The organism is Marinobacter oulmenensis (genome assembly GCF_014201735.1).
Classification (GTDB): Bacteria; Pseudomonadota; Gammaproteobacteria; order Pseudomonadales; family Oleiphilaceae; genus Marinobacter; species Marinobacter oulmenensis.
In genome coordinates this window covers 128,547-150,321 of sequence record NZ_JACHFE010000005.1, presented here as the reverse complement: position 1 = coordinate 150,321, position 21,775 = coordinate 128,547, and the positions used below count along the sequence as shown (strand labels likewise).

The window sequence follows — 21,775 nt, the reverse complement described above, 5'->3', positions numbered from 1 at the left end:
TTGAATTTGGAAACAGATAAAAGCTGTAAAGTCTGCCTTGGGTTTTCGGTTTCCAGATTCTTAGTTTAAAAACAAATCATGTTGGGGAATATAAATGCCAAAACAAAAAAGGTTGGTCGCGTGCCTCTCAGTATTTGTCGGTTCTTCATTTGCTCTGCCTGCTTTTTCACAAATGAAACCTTCAGACGTTGATGTGGATGTCTATGGCCAGGTAAACCTTGGTTATATGTACGGAGATACGGGAACTGGCTCCGAAAGCTACGTGGTTGATAATGACAATAGTGCCAGCCGGATTGGTGCAAAACTGAGTGGTCAGGTTGATGATCTGGGTATGACCGTAGGTGCGCATGTTGAGCTGGAGTACCAGCATAACCCATCGAACGTGGTGACACCGGATGGTCGAAACGTTGACGGTGATTTTAACGAACGTCAGCTTAACCTCTTTGCCCAGGGGGATTTCGGTAAGGTATCCCTTGGCCAGGGTGATGGTGCCGCAAATGGCAATGTGGAGATTGACCTTTCCGGAACGAAAGTGGTGTCTTTTACCAACCCGGCTTTGATTGGTGGCGCTCTTGCTTTTGACGATTCCGGTAGCCAGGTTGCCTTGAAGTCAGCCGTCAGCGACCAGGATTTTGAGAGCAGGTACGATCGACTCCGTTACGATACTCCCTCTTTGGGTCCCTTAAAGCTTGCTGTCAGCCAAGGGGTGAAGGACAGTAATGATGTTACCGAGATTGGGGGCAGGGTTACGGTTCCTTTTGCCGGCAAGCTGGCAGCAGGGTTTGGCTACTCAGTGAAGGACGCTGGTGGCGCTGCCGGGGATGTTTCCACGATGGGGGGATCTGTGTCATGGCTTCACCCAAGCGGGGTTAACCTAACCGGCGCATACTCCCATGTGGAAGATGATGACAATGCCAACCCGGATTCCGATTTCTATCTTGCCAAGCTGGGTTATAAGGTTGGCAGGCATGCGATGGATATCCACTTTTCAGAAGTGAAAGACCGTGTCCTGGAAGGAGATAGTGCGGAGACGCTTGGCGTTGGCTATGTGTACACTCCAGTCAAGTGGTTGAATCTGTATGCAGGGTACAACAATCATTCCCTGGACAGTGACAATGGGAACTATGACGATGTGAGCACGGTATTGCTGGGCTCCCGGGTCAAGTTCTGATTGGGTTGTGTCGTATGCAGGAATGGAAAGAGGGGCTTTTAAAGCCCCTCTTTTTGTAAGCAGGCGTGTTATCTGGAGGCTGGAACCGTTAGGCCGTTGCTGCTCGCCCAGTCGATGATAGCCTTGGCCACTTCAGAGGCTGAGTTTGGTTCCAGGTGCAGATGGTGGCCCCCTTCGAGTGACACCTGGGTCAAATCGGATAATGCCTGGCGGCAGGTGTTGTCGGGGTCCCGGGAGGGGATGATTCCTTCGTGGCCCTGCACCAGTAGAGCCGGGCACTTTATGTTCTGCAGGATTGCAATTGCCTGTTCTTCTGAAAATGATACAGGCTTGGTCGATGTTACCTGCCGATCAAGTCTGAGCCGATATCCCGTATCGGGGCTACCTTTCAGGTTGCGAAGGGCGATGGGGCGTACAGTCTCGGCATCGATTGGCAGGATACTCTTGCGGACGCGGACTTCGATGGCGGACTCCGTGCTGTCGTAGTGTGGCGGACTGGAAGATGTCCGTCTCTGGTCTGACAACCCTTGTTCAAGTTGCCTCAGAAACCGGGAAGGACTGGATAGACGACCCAAAAGCCCGTCAATCAGTATCAGATGATCGACCCGCTGCGGATTGATGGCTGCAATGATACTGGCTACTCCGGCACCCAGGGAGTGGCCAATGAGGGTAACCTGGTCCAGTGCAAGTGTATCCATGACATCAAGCACGTCGTGACAATAGCTCCACATCGAATATTCGCTTCGTTGAGGTCTATGTCCTGAATGACCATGTCCTGAAAAGTCCAGTGCGATGATACGTATTCCGAGTTTTTCGGCAATGAGTGGGGCAAGTCGGGAAAAGCTGGCAGCATTGTCCATCCAGCCATGAAGCGCCAACCAGGTAGGGGCTTCTCTGTGTCCCCAGCATAGTCCTGCCAGATGCAGGGGCTTTGATGTCAGTTGTAGAGCTTCAGGATATTTCATAGGAGGTTCCAAAAAAGACCCTCGCCAATGTGGCGAGGGTGCAATCTCACCCATCAATACCGGCGAGTTTCTGGTGATTTTGAGCCTATTCGGAAATGGTAATCAGGGCGTCCACCGCCAGGGCACCCTTACCTTCTTCCAGAACGAATAGTGGGTTGATTTCTGCCTCAACGATGTCATAGGCGTCGGAGACCGCCATCCGGGACAGCTTCACAATGGTATCGGCGACCGCCTCCAGATCGCCGGCGGTGTGTCCTCGGTAGCCCTTCAGCGCCTCAAATGCCTTGACCTCATTAACCATTTCCCTGGCCACCTCAAGTGTGACGGGGGCAAGGCGCAGACTCCGGTCTTTATAGATTTCCGTGTAGATGCCGCCAGCAGCAACCATGACAATGGGGCCAACATCCGGGTCCCTTTTGATGCCGACCAGGGCTTCACCTACCGCTTTTTCCATTCGCTGTACCAGAACCTGGTTGACGATTTCTCCCGGAACGTTCTTTTCCACGTTGTAGCGAATGTTGCTAATGGCTTCCTTTAGCTCTCCATCATTCCGAACTGAAAGCATCACACCACCAACGTCGGTTTTATGGGTGATATTCTCATTCAGTAGTTTCACCGCTACCGGGTAGTCGAATGGAAGTGCCGGAATAGGGGCATCTACGTCAAGGACGACGAAATCGGCGTGAGGCAGTCCAATGCCGGCGAACAGCTGGTAGGCAGCGGCTTCATCAATAGGCCGCGAGCTTTCGGGCATGGCCGGCACAGTGTCCCCGAGATCCGGGTTCGGCGCTCGGCGATTGAGGGCTGCAGCTATGACGTCACCGCAGGTTTCCGGTGTCCTGAAGTTTGGAACGCCAGCTTCTGAGAGCAGGTTCAACGCCTCCGGTGCCTCGGGCACGATAAAGCAGGCCAGTGGTGTTGGCTGATCAATGCTGTCGCTGACAGGTTTAACGGCCAGGTGTGGGTGGTTCCTCGCAGAAGAGCCGACTGTGGCCAGAACGAGATCAAATTCCGGAGCCTGACATAGAATGTCCAGCGCGGGTTTCATTACCTCATAGCGGGTGCCTGCCAGTGTCAGATCAAGGATTCGGCCTGTACCACTGTCGATCCCTGCTTCCCTCAGTTTTTCACGGGTGGTATCGGAGGGAGGGATAACGTCAATGCCTCGGATACCCAGCTGATCCACAGCCATTGCTGCACCACCACCAGTCGTTGTTACCACACCGACTCTGGGAGCACGACTTCCGGCATGTCGGAACGGTGTTCTGGCAAGTAGTGGTAGCGACTCCAGCAAGCCCTCAAAGGTATCAACCCTTGCGATACCGCAATCCCTCAATAGTGCATCCGTGACGCTGTCTTCACCTGCAAGTGCCCCGGTGTGGGAAACTGCAAGCTCAGCTGCGATCTGGGATCGACCCAATCGATAGGCCACCACAGGCTTTCCTCTTCGGGCTGCGGCAAGAGCAAAGTGTCGGAGTTTATCGGCGTTCCTGGAGGTTTCCAGAAACAACAGGTAGCCGGTAATGTCGGGGTTATCCAGCGTGGACTCACAGATTTCCCCGATTGAAAGGTCGCTTTCTCCGCCGACGGACACCAGGGAATGAAAGCCGATATTGCGAGTTCTTCCTCTGGAGGTTAGAGCTCCGATCAGGCTGCCGCTGTGGGAGGCGCAGAAAATCCCGCCTGGGGGCAGTCCCGGCTCACCAAAGGCGGCATTTGCAGTCAGGGTGAGGTTGTTGTGGACGTTAACCAGGCCAATACTCGAGGGGCCGAGAAGGCGAACACCGCCTCTTCGGGCCACCGCCTTCAGACGTATTTCCCGTTCCTGTCCGGCGGGGCCACTTTCTGAGAAGCCTCCAGCCAGGACAGTGGCTACCGGAATACCGAGCACGCCGCACTCTTCAACGGCCTCAATGGCATGTTCGGTGTTGGTCAGGATGAAGGCATGGTCCGGGATTTCCGGCAAGTCACTGAGAGATGGGTAGGCCTTTTCATTCTGAACTTCTTTCCGGGTCGGGTTGACGTTATAGATCCGCCCCTTGAAACCTGCCCGCCGAAGAAACTGAAGAGGCCGGGCGGCTGTTTTTTCAAGGTTGTTGGAAATTCCTACCAGTACCACGCTGTCCGGGTTCAGCAGTGCCTTCGCCAGCGCGGGGCCTGTGGTTACATTCGACATAACGGGGTCCCTCGGTGATCAGTTAGCGCGCTGGTTAAAACGGCGATCAAAAACGGATTCTGCAATGCGGTTTTTCAGGACCTCCAGCGAACCGCCGGCTATCATCCATCCCCGTGTTCTTTTAACACAATACTCCACCAGTGATTCGGTCGAGAATCCGTAAGCGCCCATCGCCTGCATGGCTTCATTGGCGACCTTGAAGCCTGCCTGGTTGCAGGCGAGTTTGGCAATCGCGGTGTCAAATGCCGTGGGAAGCGCATTCTCACCCTGAACGGCAGCGCGATACAGCAGCAACTGAGCGGACTCGAGTTCCAGCGCCATTTCGGCGAATTTCCACTGCAGTCCCTGAAACTCGCATAGAGGGCGACCGAATTGGGTCCGGGTGAGGCAATGTTCTTTGGCCACATTGTAGGAGTAGCGTCCGAGTGCCAATGCACGGGAGGCATTACCGATACGCTCCACATTGAATCCGGAGATTTGTTTTTTAAATCCGCCCGGACCAAGTAGGACATTGGATTTGTGGATCCTGCAATTGTCGAAATACAGTTGGCACCACTCCTCGCCGCTCATAAAGCTTGAGGGTTGTCCAACCTGTAGTCCCGGTGTTTCGCGATCAATGACGACGGAGCCGATGCCTTTCAGCCCGGGACCAAATCGGACGTAAACAAGGTAGGCTGTCGCATCGACACTGTGGGTGGAAAATACCTTGGTGCCATTAATCACGAAGTGATCGCCATCTTCCGTTGCGCTGGTTTTCAGCTCCGTTACCGCAGAGCCCGCTTCCGGCTCACTCATGCCCAGGCCAAGAAGGGCCTTGCCAGCGAGCAGGTCCGGCAGATAGCGTTCTTTCAGTTCCGGTGAAGCGTATTCGGCAAAGGTTCGAATGGCCCCAAAGTTGCCGGCCTGGACGATGTCCGCGCTTTTGGGGCAAGAATACGCAAGTTCCTGAATGGCGATGACGGCATCCATAAGTGTACCGCCGATACCCCCATCCTCTTCGCTGATCAGGATTCCGATGAGTCCCTGCTCTGCCAGCATCTTGGCGACATCCCACGGGTAGCTGTTGGAGTGGGCGCGTTCCAGGGCACCGCTGGCCAGGTGAGCCTGGCCGAAACGTCGGACGCTATCGGAGAAGGTTTGTTGTTCTGGAGTTAGTTCGAAGTTCATATGATTGCCTGGATCAGGTGACTTTGGTTATTGAGATCAAGTAACCATAGAGTCGCTCCAACCCGGGAAAACAGGCAACTTCGTATAAGTTGGTCTGCCATGACTTATTTGAATGCAGGTAGTCGCATGTGTCGGCGAGAGTTCATGGCGTGATCGCGGAAGGAGGCATACCTTTCTGATAAATAGATATTTTTTTGTCGTCCGGGGCGGCGTTTCGGGTTCTGATGAAGGTCGCGGTTTTCGCACCATTACGATTGGTCATGCCTGCATTCGAAATGGTTTGTACTCACCGAGCGAATATCTGGTTAGTCTGCGGATCAGCTGTTCGTTGGCCTTTGGAAGACTTTCCGGTGTCAACGAATAATGCCGGCATGCCGGGCTGGCAAGGAAGGCTACGGTCTATCCGGGGCTGAGTTCCTGACCGGTTGTTCCCTACGGCAGGGCTGCCCGACCGCCCATTTGCTGAGAAAAGAGATACAACAAAAGAGCACATAAGAGGTCTGCTATGAAAACAAGAACGTTCCTTAAAACTGTCGCTTCCTTTGGTTTGTCTGCGTCCATCTGTTTTGGTGCTGTCGCCCAGGCGGACGAATATCGGAAGATCGCAACCGGGTCGACAACCGGCGCTTTCTATCCAATCGGTGGGATTATCGCTTCAATACTCAACGATGAGATGGATGGGTATAACTTTACGGCGGAATCCACCGGCGGTTCGGTAGAGAATGCCCGACTGGTTGGTTCAGGCGAGAGCGACATCGGGTTTTTCGGTGGGGACACCCTGTGGAATGCGACTCATGGAACAGGGCCTTTCGAAGGCCGCCCCCATGTCCCATTGGCCCCGATTGGAAAGATTTACGGTATGCCGCTGCATTTCGTGGCACTTGAAGGAAGTGGTATTGAGACGGTTTCTGACCTGGAAGGCAAGACGGTGGCGGTCGGTGCGCCCGGGTCCGGAACCGGCAGTAAGGCCAAGGTTGTTCTGGAAGGTGCAGGCTTGACCTATGGCGAGAATATTGAACCTCGCTACCTCAACTTCAGGGAGGGATCTGATGCTCTGGTTGACGGAAATGTCGATGCCGTTGTTATTTCTGTAGGTATGCCTTCAGGCAATGTTCAGGAAATAGCCGCGACCCACGATATCGTGTTGGCCAGCATTGGTGATGAAGACCTTGAGCGGATGGTTAAGGCAGCCTCTTATCTGGAACCTTTCGTTATTGAGGCCGGAACCTATCCAAGCATTGATGAAGATGTTCAGACGATCAGCACCTCTACCTATGTTGCGGTCAGTGAGGACATGGATGAGGAGGAGGTCTACCAGATCTGCATGGCCCTGTTCGACAGGAATCTGGAGCGTTTTAAAAACGGCCATTCAGCGCTGAAAAGCACCCCGATTGAGTCCTATGCCAAGGGTATTATGCCCCTCCATCCCGGTGCCAAGCGCTGCTATCAGGATATTGGCGTAATTCAGTAACAGCTTCAGATACATACGTTCCCGCCGCCTGGCGGGAACGGTACCGCTTGTCGAGGTGACACTATGGTGCGGCGATCCACCATTTTCATATTTGCGATGCTTGTCTCCGGATTCAGCCTGTATACGGGCATATTCGGCAGCCTTACCCCGGTTCTGCAGCGTGGAATTCACGTAACACTGATTGTTGCGCTTATATTCCTCGTGCATCCCTCCGAGCGTGGGGGCCTTTTCGGTCGTATGCTCGACCTGGTTTTCTTTGTGCTTATCATTGCCTCCGGGGTTTATCTATACGAGGCCTATCAGACCATTAACCAGAGGATTGGCTACCTTAACGTCTGGGATCGGCTGTTTGGCTCCCTTTACATTGTGGTGCTGTTGGAGGCCTGTCGTCGTGTGGTGGGGTGGCCGCTGACAATCATAGCCGCCCTGTTCCTGGGATATGGCTTTTTCGGTTACGTCGTTCCGGGCACCTTTGGACATGGTGGGTATAGCCTCGACCGCATCACGACCACCATGTACCTGACCACAGAAGGTATCTTTGGTCCGGCGGCTGCGGCTGCGGCCACTTTCGTGGCTATTTTCATTATATTCGGCACCTTTCTGGAGAAGACCGGAGGCAGTCAGATCTTTATTGATCTTGCCACCACCATTGGCGGTCGCCGGCGCGGTGGTCCGGCCAAAGTCGCGGTGTTTGCCAGTGCCCTGACGGGCTCAATCAATGGTAGCCCGGTGGCTAACGTGACCACGACGGGTATCTTTACCATTCCCTTGATGAAACGGGTTGGGTACAAACCTCACGTGTCCGGTGCCATTGAATCTGTGGCGTCATGTGGTGGTTCGGTGCTTCCTCCGGTCATGGGGGTGGGCGCTTTCGTGATGTCAGAGATGGCAGGTATTCCCTATTCAGAGATTGTGATCGCGGCTGTTTTACCCGCTATTCTCTACTTTCTCTCCATCTTTTTTGTCGTGGATTTCGAGGCCGCCAAGCGCAACCTGCGTGGAATGAGTCGGGATGAGTTGCCCGACCTGAAGCAAACCCTGAAGCGCAGCCTCGTTCTGCTGATTCCGCTGGCCGTATTGGTCTATTTTCTGGTGTTTGCCAAAGTCTCGGTTACGCGAGCGGCGCTATACGCCATCGTGGCTTCTATCGTTGTCGGTATGCTGAGCCCCGGCCAACGCCTGACCTGGAGGGGCATCGTTGACATTCTCGAGGTTTCTGCCAAACGTATGCTGCTGGTTTCCGTAGCCTGCGCAGCAGCAGGTCTTGTTGTGGGCATCATTACCCTAACCGGTATAGGGCTCAAGCTGTCAGGCGTGTTGTTGAGCCTTGGTGAGAACTCTCTGTTTCTTAGCTTGAGCCTCGTGATGCTTGGCACGCTGGTTATTGGTATGGGTTTGCCGCCTACACCCGCTTATATCGTGTTCTCTGTACTGTCTGTGCCTGCCTTGCTGGAACTGGGTGTCGGTACGCTCGCGGCTCATCTCTTTGTTTTCTATTTCGCGTCGTTTGCTCCGATTACACCACCGGTGTCGTTGGCGGCCTATACCGCAGCCGGGATATCCGGTAGTAAGCCAATGAAAACAGGGTTGACTGCGTTCCTGTTTTCGCTGCCGGCATTCATTATCCCATTCCTGTTTATCTATGGGCCGGGTCTTTTGCTGGAAGGCGAGGCGGTTTCAATCATTCTGACTTTCCTGACTTCAGCCCTGGGCATTGTCGCATTCGCGACGGTCACAGTTGGTTGGTTCCTATCGGAGTTGAAATTCTGGCAGCGGTGTCTGATCGCTGTCGGGGCGTTGACACTGATTGTTCCCGGAGCGCACTCCGATGCCATTGGCCTGGCCATCCTGGGTGTCGCGTTATTTCAGGTGGTCATAGCCCGTAGGCGCAATGCGGCCAGCTCTGTCCGGAGCTGCGTGTAATCGCGGCTCCTTTCCCAACTGTAGAATCCGTGAAGGATGGAATAATGTCCCTTCTAATTGATGTCTGTGAACGGGCGTGTGCTATTGGCCGGGGAGATGTCCCTCCCAGGACTTTGCATGAGACCAAACGTGTCATTCTTGATTGGTTTGCGGCAACAGTGCCCGGCTCGGAAACACCTTTAATCCAGGCGCTGAAAGACGCCGTTTGTGAAGATCTCCATGACCGAAAAGCCCAAGGCGCGACCATCCTGGGGGATGGCAGAAGGGGCTCGTCCCGAACGGCCGCGCTGGTTAACGGTAGCGCCTCTCACGTTGTGGAATTCGACGATATCTTCCGGGATGCGATATACCACCCGGGGAGTCCGGTAGTCGCCGCGGCACTGGCAGTTGGTGAGACTCGCAATGCAACGGGGCTTGATTTGATTCGGGCGGTTATCAATGGCTATGAGGTTTCCACCCGAATCGGTGCTGCAGTGCAGCCCGCTCACTACAAGCACTGGCATACCACTGGCACTGTGGGGTGCTTTGGTGCGGCGGCGGCGGCGGCGACTCTGCTGGAGTTATCTCCAGAAGCATTTGCTCATGCCCTGTCAACGTCGGGCACTTTTGCAGCGGGCTTGAGAGAGGCGTTCCAGTCGGATGCCATGAGCAAACCACTGCATGCAGGCCGCGCGGCTGAGGCGGGAGTAACTGCAGCTTTGCTGGCAGCCAGGGGGTTTACAGGTGCCAGTACTATCCTTGAAGGCAAGTCCGGCTTTGGTGCTGCGATGGCAGATGGCGATATTGATTGGGATCGTGCTCTCGAGGGTATTGGCGAGACATTCAATATTGAGTCAGTCACCCTTAAGAATCATGGCTGTTGCGGTCATACCTTTGCGGCTATTGATGGTGCGCTCGCGCTTATCAAGGAGCACGACTTTACCTGGAAAGATATTGAACACGTGGAAGTCGAAACCTATCGAACAGCAGTTCAGGTTGTGGGTCGTAGCGATGTTGCTACACCGTTCGATGCCCGGTTCAGTGTTTTCTTTACGGTGGCGACAGCGCTGGTTTACGGCAGTGTACGATTGAATGCCTTTAGTGCCGAAAGGCTGTCCGACCCGGCAATTCGGTCGGTAATGAACCGGATAAGCCTGGCGGTAAATGATGAGCTGGATCGCAGTTATCCCCAAAAGCGTGGGGCTCTTGTCCGGATTACCTATCGTGGTGGGCAAATTGTTGAACATCTGCAGAAGTATCGCCATGGCGATCCGGAGGAGCCACTAACCGATACCGAACTGTCGGATAAGTTTTATGAGCTGGTCTCGCCTGTAACTGGCCGCCCCGATGCTGAAGCTCTATGGTCAAAAGTGATGGAGCTTGAGCAGGGTAACGTATCGGATTTGATGGCTGTTGTCCGTCGAGCCCATTGAGCTGACCGCCGATACCCCCCCCCATTGTCATTCCATCTTTATCAGGGAGCTCCATCGTGACTAGTCAGGTTTATTATGAGCGTCACCAGAGCCTAGCGGTTATTCGTATCAATAACCCGCCGGTCAATGCACTTAGCCAGAGCGTTCGTGAGGGTATCCTTCATGCGCTGGAAGAAGCCTTGGCGGATGATCGTATCAGTGCCATCGGGTTGTTGTGCGAAGGGCGGACCTTTATTGCCGGTGCGGATATTCGCGAATTCAGTCAACCGCCGCAGGCCCCTTCGTTGCCAGAGGTAACCAATGCCATTGAGGCGAGTGAAAAGCCGGTTATTGCCCTGATTCACGGGACCGCCCTCGGTGGCGGCCTGGAAATCGCTCTGGCGAGTCATTATCGCCTGGCAACGAAGGGTGCTCGGTTTGGCATGCCAGAGGTAAATCTGGGTCTGATTCCAGGAGCGGGTGGAACCCAGAGGTTGCCGAGGCTTGTCGGTGTGCCTCTTGCCATTGAAATGATTGTTCATGGCCGGAAAATCGATGCTGAGCAGGCATACGCCAGTGGGCTGGTGGACGAGATTCTGAAAGGGGATTCGTTACTGCAGTCGTGTCTGGATTTATGCCCATCCCTGACGAATATTGGCGTTGCCGGTCGTCGCGTTAGCGTGCGGAGTATCCCGAAACCGGTAGAAGCCCTCGCGTGCCTGGAGGCCGAGGAATCCAGGATGAGGGCGTCCGGAGCCAAACGTCAGGCGCCGGTGCAGTGCCTTAGAGCTATCCGGGCTGCTGTTGAACATGTGTTTGCTGAGGGTGCCAGGGTTGAGCGCGAATTATTCCTTGAATGTAAGGGGTCAGATGAGCACCTCGGATTGGCCCATGCATTTTTTGCAGAGCGTCGGGCAATAAAAATTCCGGAACTGGCACATGCGAACCCAGAGCCCATCCGTTCGGTTGCCGTGCTGGGGGCGGGGACGATGGGCAGGGGAATTGCAATCAGTTTTCTCGATGCCGGCTTTCCCGTCTGTCTGTTTGATATCGATCAGGCCGCTCTTGAAAAGGGCCTCAATGCGATATCGAAACATTATGACCGGTCGGTGGCAAAAGGAAGGCTGTCGCGGGAAGCTGCGGACAATCGTATTCATGGACTTAACTCGACGCTCAACTATGATGCGTTGTCTGACATCGACCTGATTGTTGAAGCGGCCATCGAGAGCATGCAGATCAAGTGCGCGATCTTCAAGGAATTGGATCGGGTATGTCGTCCCGGCGCAATATTGGCATCGAATACATCAACACTGGACATAGATCAGATTGCCGCATCTACCGGGCGGGCTGCCGATGTTATCGGCCTCCACTTTTTCAGTCCGGCCAACATCATGCGATTGCTGGAGGTGGTCACCGGAACAAATACCAGCAACACAACAAAGGCGACAGCCATGGCGCTCGCCAAGAGTATCGGCAAGGTTGGGGTGCTGGTCGGTAACTGCTATGGCTTCGTAGGGAACCGAATCCTTTACCGGCGCTTGCCTGAGGCTATCTCACTGGTGACTGAGGGGGCCACTCCCGAGCAGGTTGATCGGGTTATGACGGAGTTCGGCTTCCCCATGGGGCAATTTGCAATGTCAGACCTTGCCGGACTTGATGTCGGGTATCGAGCCAGGGAGGAGCGCAGGCAATCTGGAGAGGAGGTGCCGAGGAGCTGGCTGGATGTGCTTGTCGAGCATGGTCGGTTGGGGCAGAAGAGCGGCGCTGGTGTCTATCGGTACGAGGCTGGCGATCGAAGGCCTAAAGAGGATGAAGAGGCGCTTCGGTTGATTGCCGCATTCAGGGAAGCGCAGGGAGTTGTGCCCCGCCGGGTGGAGGATAGTGAAATTCGGGAGCGTTGCCTCTACGTAATGGTGAATGAGGCTTTCAAAATCCTCGATGAAGGTGTTGCCCGTTGCGAGTCTGATATTGATGTGGTTTGGAATTGTGGATATGGCTTCCCTGCCGATAAAGGAGGGCTGATGTACTGGGCAAGGAAGGAGGGGCTGCCGTTTATTCTTGAACGGATTCGTTCTTTGTACGGTGAAACGGGTCTGGAGCAGTGGCAGCCGGCGCGCGGATTATTGGCAGCGGTTGACCAAGCCAACTTTGACGCCACGACCAGTTCTACAGGGTAACCGGAAACACCAACTGCCCACCCATGACGTCGTCCGGGTGGATATCGATGCAGAAGATGACCTGGTGATGCTCGCTGCTCACGCAGGTTGACAGGGTAATGGTGCGTTTGGCGTCCGGCAGGCCAACGTAGGGGCGGCTGCAACTGATCTGCTGGGGTTTCTCCAGGGCGTTGCGGAAATACTCCCGATGGTTCCAGCGGGCGCCCGAGGAGTGGTAAAGGGGATTGAAGGTTCGTCTCTGGTCCGCGCCGGAACGGGCCAGGCTGCCTTGCTGGATGCCCTGACCATTGAGGACAAAACATCGCTGGACGCCTTCCAGGGCCAGTAAGTCATCACAGACCTGGTCCAGCGGCTCGCCCCGGGCCAGTTGGTGACAGGTGTCCAGGATTTCAAAGCGCAGCAGTTGCAGGTAGGTTTCCTGGTTATTGTGGTCATCAAGGGACCACTGGCGGGAATTATCCACCACTTCCTTCACGGACTGCTCTGCGTTTCGGGAAAGCAGCCGGGAACAGATCGAGGGCTCTTCGAACAGAAACCCCTGAACCAGGTCCGCTTCCGAATCCAGTGCGATGCGGGCCTGGGCCTCATCCTCGATGCCTTCGATCAGCACCAGGCTCCCGCTTTCCCGGATCATCCGGACCAGGCTGTCCAGTAACAGGCGGGCACGCTGATTGCTGGCGGCGTTGACCAGCAGGCTTCGGTCGATTTTCACAATCAGTGGATCGATGCGCCACAGGCGCTCGAAATTGGAATCGCCCATGCCGAAATCATCAATGGCGATCCGGAAGCCAAGGGCTTTGGCCTGGTCGACAAACTCCAGCAGGGTGCCGGTGTCGCGGGATCGGGTTTCCACCAGTTCCAGCACCACCTTCTCCGGCGCCATACCGTTTCGTTCACAGTGCTCGGCCAACTGCTCCAGATACCCTTCGTGCTGGATCAGCGTATCGGGGTTGAGATTGATGAACAGCCACGCCGGCTGGTCGGCAAACCCGAAGTTGTCCAGGTGCAGTCCCAGCAGGTGTTTGTCCAGTTCCGCCGTGACACCCTGGATGTTGGCCTGCTCGAACAGGGCGGGTGGACTGATGCGTTTGTCACCCCGACGGATGCGCACCAGGGCCTCATACCCAACCAGTTTCTGGTGGGTGGGGCTCAGGATCGGCTGGTAAACCGACGTAAACCGGTGATGCTCGATAAAACTGGCGGCTTTGCCAGAAGTCCGGTGTCTGTGTTCCGCCAGCTTGAGTACGCTTTTCATGGAAAGGAACCCTATACTGCGACCTTGAACCGTCCCGATCAGGCAGAGACGATGTGTGAACCTGTTAGGTAAGCGAGTTTTGTGCCAATCTGCCGGTTGTTTGACGCCTAAAGCCGCCAATACGCGTCGTTAAAGTATCCATAAGACAGGGGCGCCCGATGGGCCCGCCCCAAAGGCGGGCAGATTGTCGGTCTTGTTCGAAGCCATGCACCCTGAATGAGCGCATTATGAGTGAGCAAAGCCAGTTCCGGCTTCTGGGCCAGCGGCGTTTCCTGCCCTTTTACCTGACCCAGTTTTCCGGCGCATTCAACGATAACCTGTTCAAGAATGCCCTGTTGCTGCTGATCACCTTTCAGGCGGGTGGTCTGATGGGGCTTTCTGTCAATCTGGTGGTCAATCTGGCGGCATTCCTGTTTATCCTGCCATTCTTTCTGTTCTCCGGCATCGCCGGACAACTGGCCGACCGTTACGAAAAGGCCCGGATCATTCGCGTGGTCAAAGTGGCGGAGATTGCCATCATGGTGGCGGCGGCTGTCGGGCTCTGGCTAGGCTGGTATGAATGGCTGCTGCTGGTACTGTTCCTGATGGGCGTGCAGTCCACCTTCTTCGGGCCGGTCAAGTACGCCATCCTGCCACGGGTGCTGCATGATGATGAACTGGTGGGCGGCAATGGGCTGGTGGCCATGGGCACCTTCATTGCGATCCTGCTGGGTACCATCGTGGCGGGTGTGATCATGGCCGGGCCTGTGTCCGCCCCGGTAACGGCCGTGGCGGTGATGCTGGTGGCAATACTGGGCTATCTGGCGGCCCGGCGGGTGCCCGATATCGGCGATGAGGCAGCGGAACTGGAGGTGCGTCTCCGGCCACTGCAGGAAACCTGGCATCTGATGCGCGTGGCCGCCGAGCGCCGCCGGGTGCTGTGGGCTGTCCTGGCCATTTCCTGGTTCTGGTTCCTCGGTGCTGCCTACCTGACCCAGTTTCCGAACTTCGCCAAGACCTGGCTGGCCGGTGATGAAACCGTGGTGACACTGTTGCTGGCGCTGTTCATTGTCGGCATTTCCCTCGGTTCCACGCTCTGTGAACACCTGACCCGACACCGGGTAACACTCAAGCCCGTGCCCTGGGGCGCGCTCGGACTGACCCTGTTTGGTGTTGATCTGTACTTCGCCGTGCCCGATTCGCCGGCGGCCACCACCTGGCTGGTCATGCTGACGGATCCGGCCTATCTGCGGGTGGTCGCCGATCTTGTCGGCATCGGAACCAGTGGCGGGTTGTTCATTGTGCCCCTGTATGCGTTTATCCAGCATGAAACGCCGGATCACAAGCGGGCACGGATTATTGCAGCGCTGAATGTCATCAATGCGCTGTTCATGGTCTTTAGCGCTCTCGCCGGGATGGTCCTGCTGGGTATTGCGGGCGTGGGCATTCCCGGATTTTTCCTGATCCTGTCCCTGGTGAACCTGGGGGTGTGGTTGTTCGTGATGGCTCTGCGAAGGCGCGCTGCCGGATCTGTGGATAAATAATTGCAAAACCCTCGGAAAACCCATGAATTTCTCAGGTTTAAATTGTCAACTTGCTGATATTAATGGTTAATTCTGATCGTTTATAACTTGCTCGACTTGTGGATAAGTTCTTGAACAATTCATGAATATTCGATGACAAGCCACTGATAAAGCGCGGATTTCGGTTTTTACTGAGCCGCTTTGGCCGGCCCAAAAGGCGGCTTTGGCCCCCTTGCCGGCCGGGGCCGCTTCCTGACGCACCAATGTCTGGTTAAAATTTGCACATTCTGACTGCATTTTCCCGGGTGAGGCGTTATACTCGCCGCCCTGTTTTTATACCCTTATTTCAAGCCCGATTTCCGAGGTGAAGAGTGGAGTTTCCGAACCGTTTCGATGTCATCGTCATTGGTGGTGGTCATGCCGGCACCGAAGCCGCGCTGGCGGCTGCCCGCATGGGGTCCCAGACCCTGCTGCTGACCCACAATATCGAGACCCTGGGCCAGATGTCCTGTAACCCGGCGATCGGCGGTATCGGCAAAAGTCACCTGGTGAAGGAAATCGATGCGCTGGGTGGTGCCATGGCGCACGCCACCGACCAGGCGGGGATCCAATTCCGGGTTCTGAACAGCCGCAAGGGCCCGGCGGTGCGGGCGACTCGTGCCCAGGCGGACCGGGTGCTGTACAAGGCGGCCATCCGGCACATGCTCGAGAACCAGCCTAACCTGACGTTGTTCCAGCAGGCAGCGGACGACCTGATCGTGGAAAACGACCAGGTGACCGGAGTGGTCACCCAGACCGGTATCCGCTTTCGCGCCCAGACGGTGGTGCTGACGACCGGTACCTTCCTGGGCGGGGTTATCCACATCGGCATGCAGAATCACGCTGGCGGCCGGGCCGGAGACGCACCGGCCAATGCCCTGTCCCAGCGACTGCGCGAGCTGCCGTTTACCGTGGGCCGGCTGAAAACCGGGACACCGCCACGTATCGACGCCCGGTCTGTGGATTTTTCGGTAATGGACGAGCAGTGGGGCGACAACCCGACCCCGGTGATGTCGTTCCTGGGCAGCCGGGACGAGCACCCGCAGCAGGTCTGCTGTTACGTGACCCGTACCACCGAACAGACCCATGACATCATTCGCAGCGGTTTTGATCGCTCGCCCATGTTTGCCGGGGAAATCGAGGGCGTCGGCCCGCGTTACTGCCCGTCCATTGAGGATAAGGTGAACCGCTTTGCCGACAAGGACTCGCACCAGATCTTCGTGGAGCCCGAAGGGCTGACCACCCACGAGCTTTACCCGAACGGCATTTCCACCAGCCTGCCGTTCGATATCCAGCTGGCGGCGGTGCGTTCCATTCCCGGCTTCGAGAATGCCCACATCACCCGGCCGGGTTACGCTATCGAGTACGATTACCTGAACCCGCAGGATCTGCGTCATACCCTGGAAACCAAGTTTATCCAGGGTCTGTATTTTGCCGGCCAGATTAACGGCACCACGGGTTATGAAGAAGCCGGTGCCCAGGGGCTGCTGGCAGGCGTCAATGCTGCGCTCCGCGCCCAGGAGAAAGACGAGTGGTACCCGCGCCGGGACGAGGCCTACCTGGGTGTGCTGGTGGATGATCTGATCACCATGGGTACCAAAGAGCCCTACCGGATGTTCACCAGCCGCGCCGAGTACCGCCTGATCCTTCGTGAAGACAACGCGGACCTGCGTCTGACCGAAACCGGCCGCAACCTGGGGCTGGTGGACGACGAGCGCTGGCAGAAGTTCAATGCCAAGCGCGAAGGTATCGCGGCCGAGCGTCGCCGGCTGGAATCCACGCGCATTCACCCGAACACCGAGGCAGCCGAGCGCGCCAACGGCTTTCTGAAGCAGCCCATGGCCCGGGATCATTCACTGGCGGAGTTGCTGCGCCGGCCGGAGATCGTCTACGAGCACGTGGCCGAGATTGGTGGCGAGCGGGCGGAGGATCCGAACGTCGCCGACCAGGTGGAGATCGAGATCAAATACGAGGGTTACATCTCCCGTCAGGCGGATGAGATTGAACGCCTGCGGCGTAACGAGAACACCGAGTTGCCGGTGGATCTGGACTATGACGTCATTGGCGGTCTGTCCAACGAGATCAAACAGAAGCTCAAGGAAGTGCGCCCGGAAACCGTGGCCCAGGCCTCCCGTATCCAGGGGGTGACCCCGGCGGCGGTCAGTCAGATCCTTGTGCATCTGAAAAAGCGGGACCTTCTGAAGAAACAGAGCGCGTAATATGAGCCAGTCACAGTGGCCGGCGCAGCTCCGGCAGGGGCTGTCGGCGATGGAGTTGTCCGTCACTGATGGCCAGCAGGAGCAGTTGCTGGCATTTCTGGCCCTGCTCAGCAAATGGAACCGGGCCTATAACCTGACCGCCGTCCGGGATGAGCGTGTGATGGTGTCCCGCCAGTTGCTGGACAGCCTGAGCCTGTTGCCCTGGGTAACCACCGAACACCTGCTGGATGTGGGCGCTGGCGGCGGCCTGCCCGGTGTTCCGCTGGCTATTGTCTGTCCGGACAAGCGGTTCACGCTGCTGGACAGCAATGGCAAGAAGACCCGTTTTCTCAATCAGTGTGTGCTCGAGCTGGGGCTCGACAATGTGCAGGTGATCCACGGCCGTGCCGAGGACTGCCAGCCGGAGCAGCCGTTTTCCCAGATCAGCAGCCGGGCCTTTACGGCCCTCGACAATCTGGTCAACTGGTGCGGCCAGTTGCTGGCCACTGACGGCCAGTTCCTTGCCATGAAAGGCCAGTACCCGGATGATGAGGTCTCTGCCCTTCCGGCCGGATGGCAGGTAGAATCCAGTCATTCCCTCAAGGTTCCCGGTGCAGATGGCGAGCGGCACCTGCTGATCGTCACCCGGGCAGAATCAAACCGGTAAAACCCGCAACAGGAGTCGAAACATGGCGCGCGTGATGGCAGTGACCAATCAGAAAGGCGGTGTCGGCAAGACCACCACCTGCGTCAACCTGGCTGCCTCCCTGGCCGCGACCAAACGCCGTGTGCTGCTGGTGGATATGGATCCCCAGGGTAATGCCACCATGGGCAGCGGCGTCGACAAGAATGCACTGGAGCTGTCCGGCTATGACGTGCTCACCAAGCGTGCCGAACCGCGCCAGGTGATCATTCACGCCGAGGCATCGGGGTTTGACCTGCTGCCCGCTAACGGCGACCTGACGGCTGCAGAAGTCGAGCTGATGAACGAGATCGGGCGTGAGCATCGCCTGCGACTGACCCTCAATACCGTTCGTGAAGACTACGATTACATCCTCATCGACTGCCCGCCATCGCTCAACCTGTTGACGGTGAATGCCCTGTCCGCCGCCGATTCGGTACTGATTCCCATGCAGTGCGAGTACTATGCCCTGGAGGGGCTGGCGGCACTGATGAATACCGTCGAACAGATCCGCGAGACCGTGAACCCGAACCTGGAAATCGAGGGGATCCTGCGCACCATGTACGATCCGCGCAATAGCCTGACGCTCGATGTGTCCGGTCAGCTGAGTGAGTATTTTGGCGACAAGGTCTACCGGGCGGTGATTCCGCGTAACGTTCGGCTGGCGGAAGCGCCCAGTTATGGCGTGCCGGCCCTCAAATATGACCGTGCCTCCAAGGGTGCCGTGGCTTACCTGGCCCTGGCTGGAGAAATGGTGCGCCGGCATGGATCGAAAAAGACATCCGCCGCCGTTGCGGTGTAACATAGCGCGCCTTCAGGCGACCATGCATCCACAATTTCAACAGGAAGAATGACAGACACCATGGCGGCGAAGAAACGAGGCTTGGGCGAACGGGGACTGGGGGCGCTGCTTCAGGGCTCCAAGGTCAATCTCGACCAGGAAGTCCCGGATCACGATGGTGAGCTCCGGGAAATCCCCATCGACCTCATCCAGCGCGGGCGTTATCAGCCCCGGCGTGATATGGATCCGGCGGCCCTGCAGGAGCTGGCGGACTCTATTCGTCAACAGGGTGTGATGCAGCCGGTGGTCGTCCGCCCGGTTGCCGAGGGCCGGTACGAGCTGATCGCCGGTGAGCGGCGCTGGCGTGCCACCCAGCTGGCTGAGCTGGACAGCATTCCGGCCATCGTTCGCGATGTACCGGACGACGCGGCCATCGCCATGGCCCTGATCGAGAACATCCAGCGGGAAAACCTCAATCCGATCGAGGAAGCCTTCGCACTGCAGCGTCTGCAGGAAGAATTCGGGCTGACCCAGGCTCAGGTGGCCGAAGCCGTCGGTAAATCCCGCACCACCATCACCAACCTGCTGCGTCTGATCGGCCTGGCCGAGGACGTGCGTGTCATGCTCGAGCATGGCGACCTGGAAATGGGCCATGGCCGGGCCATGCTGACCCTGCCCCCGGAACAGCAGGCCCAGGTGGCCCGTCAGGTGGTGGCCAAATCCCTGTCCGTACGCCAGACTGAAGCACTGGTGCGCCGCGTTCAGAGCGAGCAGCCGGACAAGACGTCACAGCAGGAGAAGGCGGTGGATCCCAATATCCGGGCCCTGCAGGATGATCTGTCCGACCGGCTCGGCGCCCGGGTATCCATCGCCCATGGCAAGCGTGGCAAGGGCAAGCTGGTGATCGAATACAGCTCTCTGGATGAATTGGACGGCATTCTGGGTCACATCCAGTAAATCCTTCCAGAAAAGTGGTGCCTGCAATCTGCGACCAAAGTCCGTAATGTGTTTTTTGCACAATATCTAGTGTTGCGGAACCGGTGCCATACCTATTTGTGTCCGATCCGCCTGAAGGCCAGAAATAGTGCGGGATCGGACCCTTTCACAGGTGTTCACATTTGTTGATTCGTTACCGGTGAACACATATAATCTGCGCGCTCGTATCGGTGTATTTGCTTATTTTTTCAACCGGCAAAGAGCCGGGGCACCGAACATTCGGAATCGACATGGCGAAGGCAAATTCAAGCGGCATACGCCGCCCGCCCATAGCAAAATGGTTTCTGGCTGAAGGGGTGGTTCTTGCCGTCGTCAGCCTGGCCTTTCTCGGGTTACGTGGCCAGGTAGCAGGTTTATCAGCGTTGTTGGGCGGGCTTATTTTTCTGTTGCCCCATGGTTACTTTGCGCTGAAGGCATTCCGCTATACCGGCGCGCGGTCTGCCAGGAAAATCATGAGTTCTTTTTATCAGGGTGAGGCCGGCAAGCTCATCCTGTGCGCCATCCTCTTCACGATGGTGTTCAAATGGATTCAGCCGCTCGACGTGGCGGCACTTTTTTTAACATTTGCGATCATGCTGATCACCAACTGGATAACACCCCTACTGTTGGGCAGCTATACGCAGCAAAGCTAACTGGACCTGGGAACCCGTTATGGCAGGAAGTGCATCCGAATACATACAGCATCACCTCCAGAACCTGACCTACGGTAAACTGCCGGCAGGCTACGAGCGCGCTGATGGTACCGTAATCGAAGAAGCAACCTGGACACTGGCGCACAACGGCCAGGAAGCCTCCGACATGGGCTTCTGGGCTCTGCACCTGGACTCGCTGGGCTGGGCCATTGGCCTGGGCGCCCTGTTCCTGTTCATTTTCCGTCTGGCGGCCAAGCGTGCCACCTCCGACCAGCCGGGTGGCCTGCAGAACTTTGTCGAAGTGATGATCGAGTTCGTCGACAACAGCGTCAAGGAAACCTTCCACGGCAAGAACAAGGTGATTGCACCGCTGTCACTGACGATTTTCTGCTGGGTATTCCTGATGAACCTGATGGACCTGGTGCCGGTAGACTTCCTGCCGCAGCTGTTCCATGCCATGGGTCTGGAATACATGAAGGTCGTTCCGACCACTGACGTGAACGTGACCCTGGGTATGTCCCTGTCCGTGTTCGCGCTGATTATCTACTACAGTCTGAAAGTGAAGGGCGTGGGCGGCTTCGTGGGCGAACTGACCCTGCACCCCTTCTCTTCCGACAACCTGTTCCTGAAGATCCTGCTGGTACCGGTGAACCTGCTGCTCGAGGGCGTGAGCCTGATCGCCAAGCCGATCTCCCTGGCGCTGCGGCTGTTTGGTAACCTGTACGCCGGCGAGCTGATCTTTATCCTGATTGCACTGCTGCCGCTGTGGGCACAGTGGACACTGTCTGTACCCTGGGCGATCTTCCACATTCTGGTTATCACCCTGCAGGCATTCATTTTCATGATGTTGACGATTGTGTACCTGAGCATGGCTCATGAGGACAACCACTGATCGCGCACCATCGACATTGGTTTCAATAAACCCTAAACCCTAAACCCTTAAACAAACTGAAAACCTAACTGAAAACTGGGAGTTATCATGGAAACTGTAGTTGGAATGACCGCTATTGCTGTTGCACTGCTGATCGGCCTGGGCGCCCTGGGTACTGCAATCGGCTTTGGTATCCTCGGTGGCAAATTCCTGGAAGGCGCTGCGCGTCAGCCGGAAATGACTCCGATGCTGCAGGTTAAAATGTTCATCGTTGCTGGTCTGCTGGACGCCGTAACCATGATCGGTGTTGGTATCGCTCTGTTCTTCACTTTCGCCAACCCGTTTGTCGGCCAGATCGCCGGTTAATCAAGTCTCCCG

General features: G+C 56.5%; 17 protein-coding genes. 13 read left to right on the top strand and 4 right to left on the bottom strand.

Annotated elements, in window-relative coordinates:
* Positions 1 to 94 precede the first annotated feature (94 nt).
* Positions 95 to 1,171: a porin gene (locus tag HNR38_RS10900; protein ID WP_183703827.1), complete on the top strand. Its 1,077-nt coding sequence runs from the start codon at positions 95 to 97 to the stop codon at positions 1,169 to 1,171.
* Positions 1,172 to 1,239: 68 nt separating this feature from the next.
* On the opposite strand, the gene HNR38_RS10895 is transcribed toward HNR38_RS10900, so the two are convergent.
* The 3 genes from HNR38_RS10895 to HNR38_RS10885 form a co-directional block, all read right to left on the bottom strand.
* Positions 1,240 to 2,136 carry an alpha/beta fold hydrolase gene (locus tag HNR38_RS10895; RefSeq protein WP_183703824.1) on the bottom strand — a complete coding sequence of 299 codons (897 nt, stop codon included), beginning with the start codon at positions 2,134 to 2,136 and terminating at the stop codon, positions 1,240 to 1,242.
* Positions 2,137 to 2,221: 85 nt separating this feature from the next.
* Positions 2,222 to 4,312 carry an acetate--CoA ligase family protein gene (locus HNR38_RS10890; protein ID WP_183703821.1) on the bottom strand — a complete coding sequence of 697 codons (2,091 nt, stop codon included), beginning with the start codon at positions 4,310 to 4,312 and terminating at the stop codon, positions 2,222 to 2,224.
* An 18-nt stretch (positions 4,313 to 4,330) separates the two neighbouring features.
* Entirely contained in the window at positions 4,331 to 5,479 is a 1,149-nt protein-coding gene (locus tag HNR38_RS10885; RefSeq protein ID WP_183703818.1) for an acyl-CoA dehydrogenase family protein, read from the bottom strand.
* Between the two features lie 505 nt (positions 5,480 to 5,984).
* Between HNR38_RS10885 and HNR38_RS10880 the strand changes: the two genes are divergently transcribed.
* The 4 genes from HNR38_RS10880 (at position 5,985) to HNR38_RS10865 (ending at position 12,441) form a co-directional block, all read left to right on the top strand.
* On the top strand, positions 5,985 to 6,950 hold the full coding sequence (locus tag HNR38_RS10880; protein ID WP_183703816.1) for a TAXI family TRAP transporter solute-binding subunit: 966 nt from the start codon (positions 5,985 to 5,987) through the stop codon (positions 6,948 to 6,950).
* Between the two features lie 63 nt (positions 6,951 to 7,013).
* Positions 7,014 to 8,873 carry a TRAP transporter permease gene (locus tag HNR38_RS10875; RefSeq protein ID WP_183703814.1) on the top strand — a complete coding sequence of 620 codons (1,860 nt, stop codon included), beginning with the start codon at positions 7,014 to 7,016 and terminating at the stop codon, positions 8,871 to 8,873.
* A 44-nt stretch (positions 8,874 to 8,917) separates the two neighbouring features.
* A complete protein-coding gene (locus tag HNR38_RS10870) occupies positions 8,918 to 10,285 on the top strand; it encodes an MmgE/PrpD family protein (RefSeq protein WP_183703811.1) in 1,368 nt (455 codons plus the stop codon).
* A gap of 56 nt (positions 10,286 to 10,341) precedes the next feature.
* Positions 10,342 to 12,441, top strand: a complete 2,100-nt coding sequence (locus HNR38_RS10865; RefSeq protein WP_183703808.1) for a 3-hydroxyacyl-CoA dehydrogenase NAD-binding domain-containing protein — start codon at positions 10,342 to 10,344, stop codon at positions 12,439 to 12,441.
* On the opposite strand, the gene HNR38_RS10860 is transcribed toward HNR38_RS10865, so the two are convergent.
* Positions 12,431 to 13,696: an EAL domain-containing protein gene (locus HNR38_RS10860; protein WP_183703805.1), complete on the bottom strand. Its 1,266-nt coding sequence runs from the start codon at positions 13,694 to 13,696 to the stop codon at positions 12,431 to 12,433. The genes HNR38_RS10865 and HNR38_RS10860 overlap by 11 nt on opposite strands.
* Positions 13,697 to 13,923: 227 nt before the next feature.
* On the opposite strand from HNR38_RS10860, the gene HNR38_RS10855 reads away from it, so the two are divergent.
* From HNR38_RS10855 to atpE, 8 genes are all read left to right on the top strand, one after another.
* On the top strand, positions 13,924 to 15,219 hold the full coding sequence (locus HNR38_RS10855) for an MFS transporter (protein ID WP_183703803.1): 1,296 nt from the start codon (positions 13,924 to 13,926) through the stop codon (positions 15,217 to 15,219).
* 350 nt (positions 15,220 to 15,569) lie between these two features.
* Positions 15,570 to 17,456 (top strand): tRNA uridine-5-carboxymethylaminomethyl(34) synthesis enzyme MnmG, encoded by a 1,887-nt coding sequence (gene mnmG / locus HNR38_RS10850; protein WP_183703799.1) that lies wholly within the window; start codon positions 15,570 to 15,572, stop codon positions 17,454 to 17,456.
* Position 17,457: 1 nt separating this feature from the next.
* Positions 17,458 to 18,102, top strand: coding sequence for a 16S rRNA (guanine(527)-N(7))-methyltransferase RsmG (gene rsmG, locus HNR38_RS10845; RefSeq protein ID WP_183703795.1), 645 nt, complete (start codon positions 17,458 to 17,460; stop codon positions 18,100 to 18,102).
* Positions 18,103 to 18,124: 22 nt separating this feature from the next.
* Positions 18,125 to 18,919 (top strand): ParA family protein, encoded by a 795-nt coding sequence (locus tag HNR38_RS10840; protein WP_183703792.1) that lies wholly within the window; start codon positions 18,125 to 18,127, stop codon positions 18,917 to 18,919.
* 60 nt (positions 18,920 to 18,979) lie between these two features.
* Positions 18,980 to 19,855, top strand: a complete 876-nt coding sequence (locus HNR38_RS10835) for a ParB/RepB/Spo0J family partition protein (RefSeq protein ID WP_183704331.1) — start codon at positions 18,980 to 18,982, stop codon at positions 19,853 to 19,855.
* A gap of 269 nt (positions 19,856 to 20,124) precedes the next feature.
* Positions 20,125 to 20,526 carry a F0F1 ATP synthase subunit I gene (locus HNR38_RS10830; RefSeq protein ID WP_183703789.1) on the top strand — a complete coding sequence of 134 codons (402 nt, stop codon included), beginning with the start codon at positions 20,125 to 20,127 and terminating at the stop codon, positions 20,524 to 20,526.
* A gap of 19 nt (positions 20,527 to 20,545) precedes the next feature.
* Positions 20,546 to 21,418, top strand: coding sequence for a F0F1 ATP synthase subunit A (atpB, locus tag HNR38_RS10825; RefSeq protein WP_183703785.1), 873 nt, complete (start codon positions 20,546 to 20,548; stop codon positions 21,416 to 21,418).
* 87 nt (positions 21,419 to 21,505) lie between these two features.
* Positions 21,506 to 21,763, top strand: coding sequence for a F0F1 ATP synthase subunit C (gene atpE / locus HNR38_RS10820; RefSeq protein ID WP_012138088.1), 258 nt, complete (start codon positions 21,506 to 21,508; stop codon positions 21,761 to 21,763).
* Positions 21,764 to 21,775: the final 12 nt, after the last annotated feature.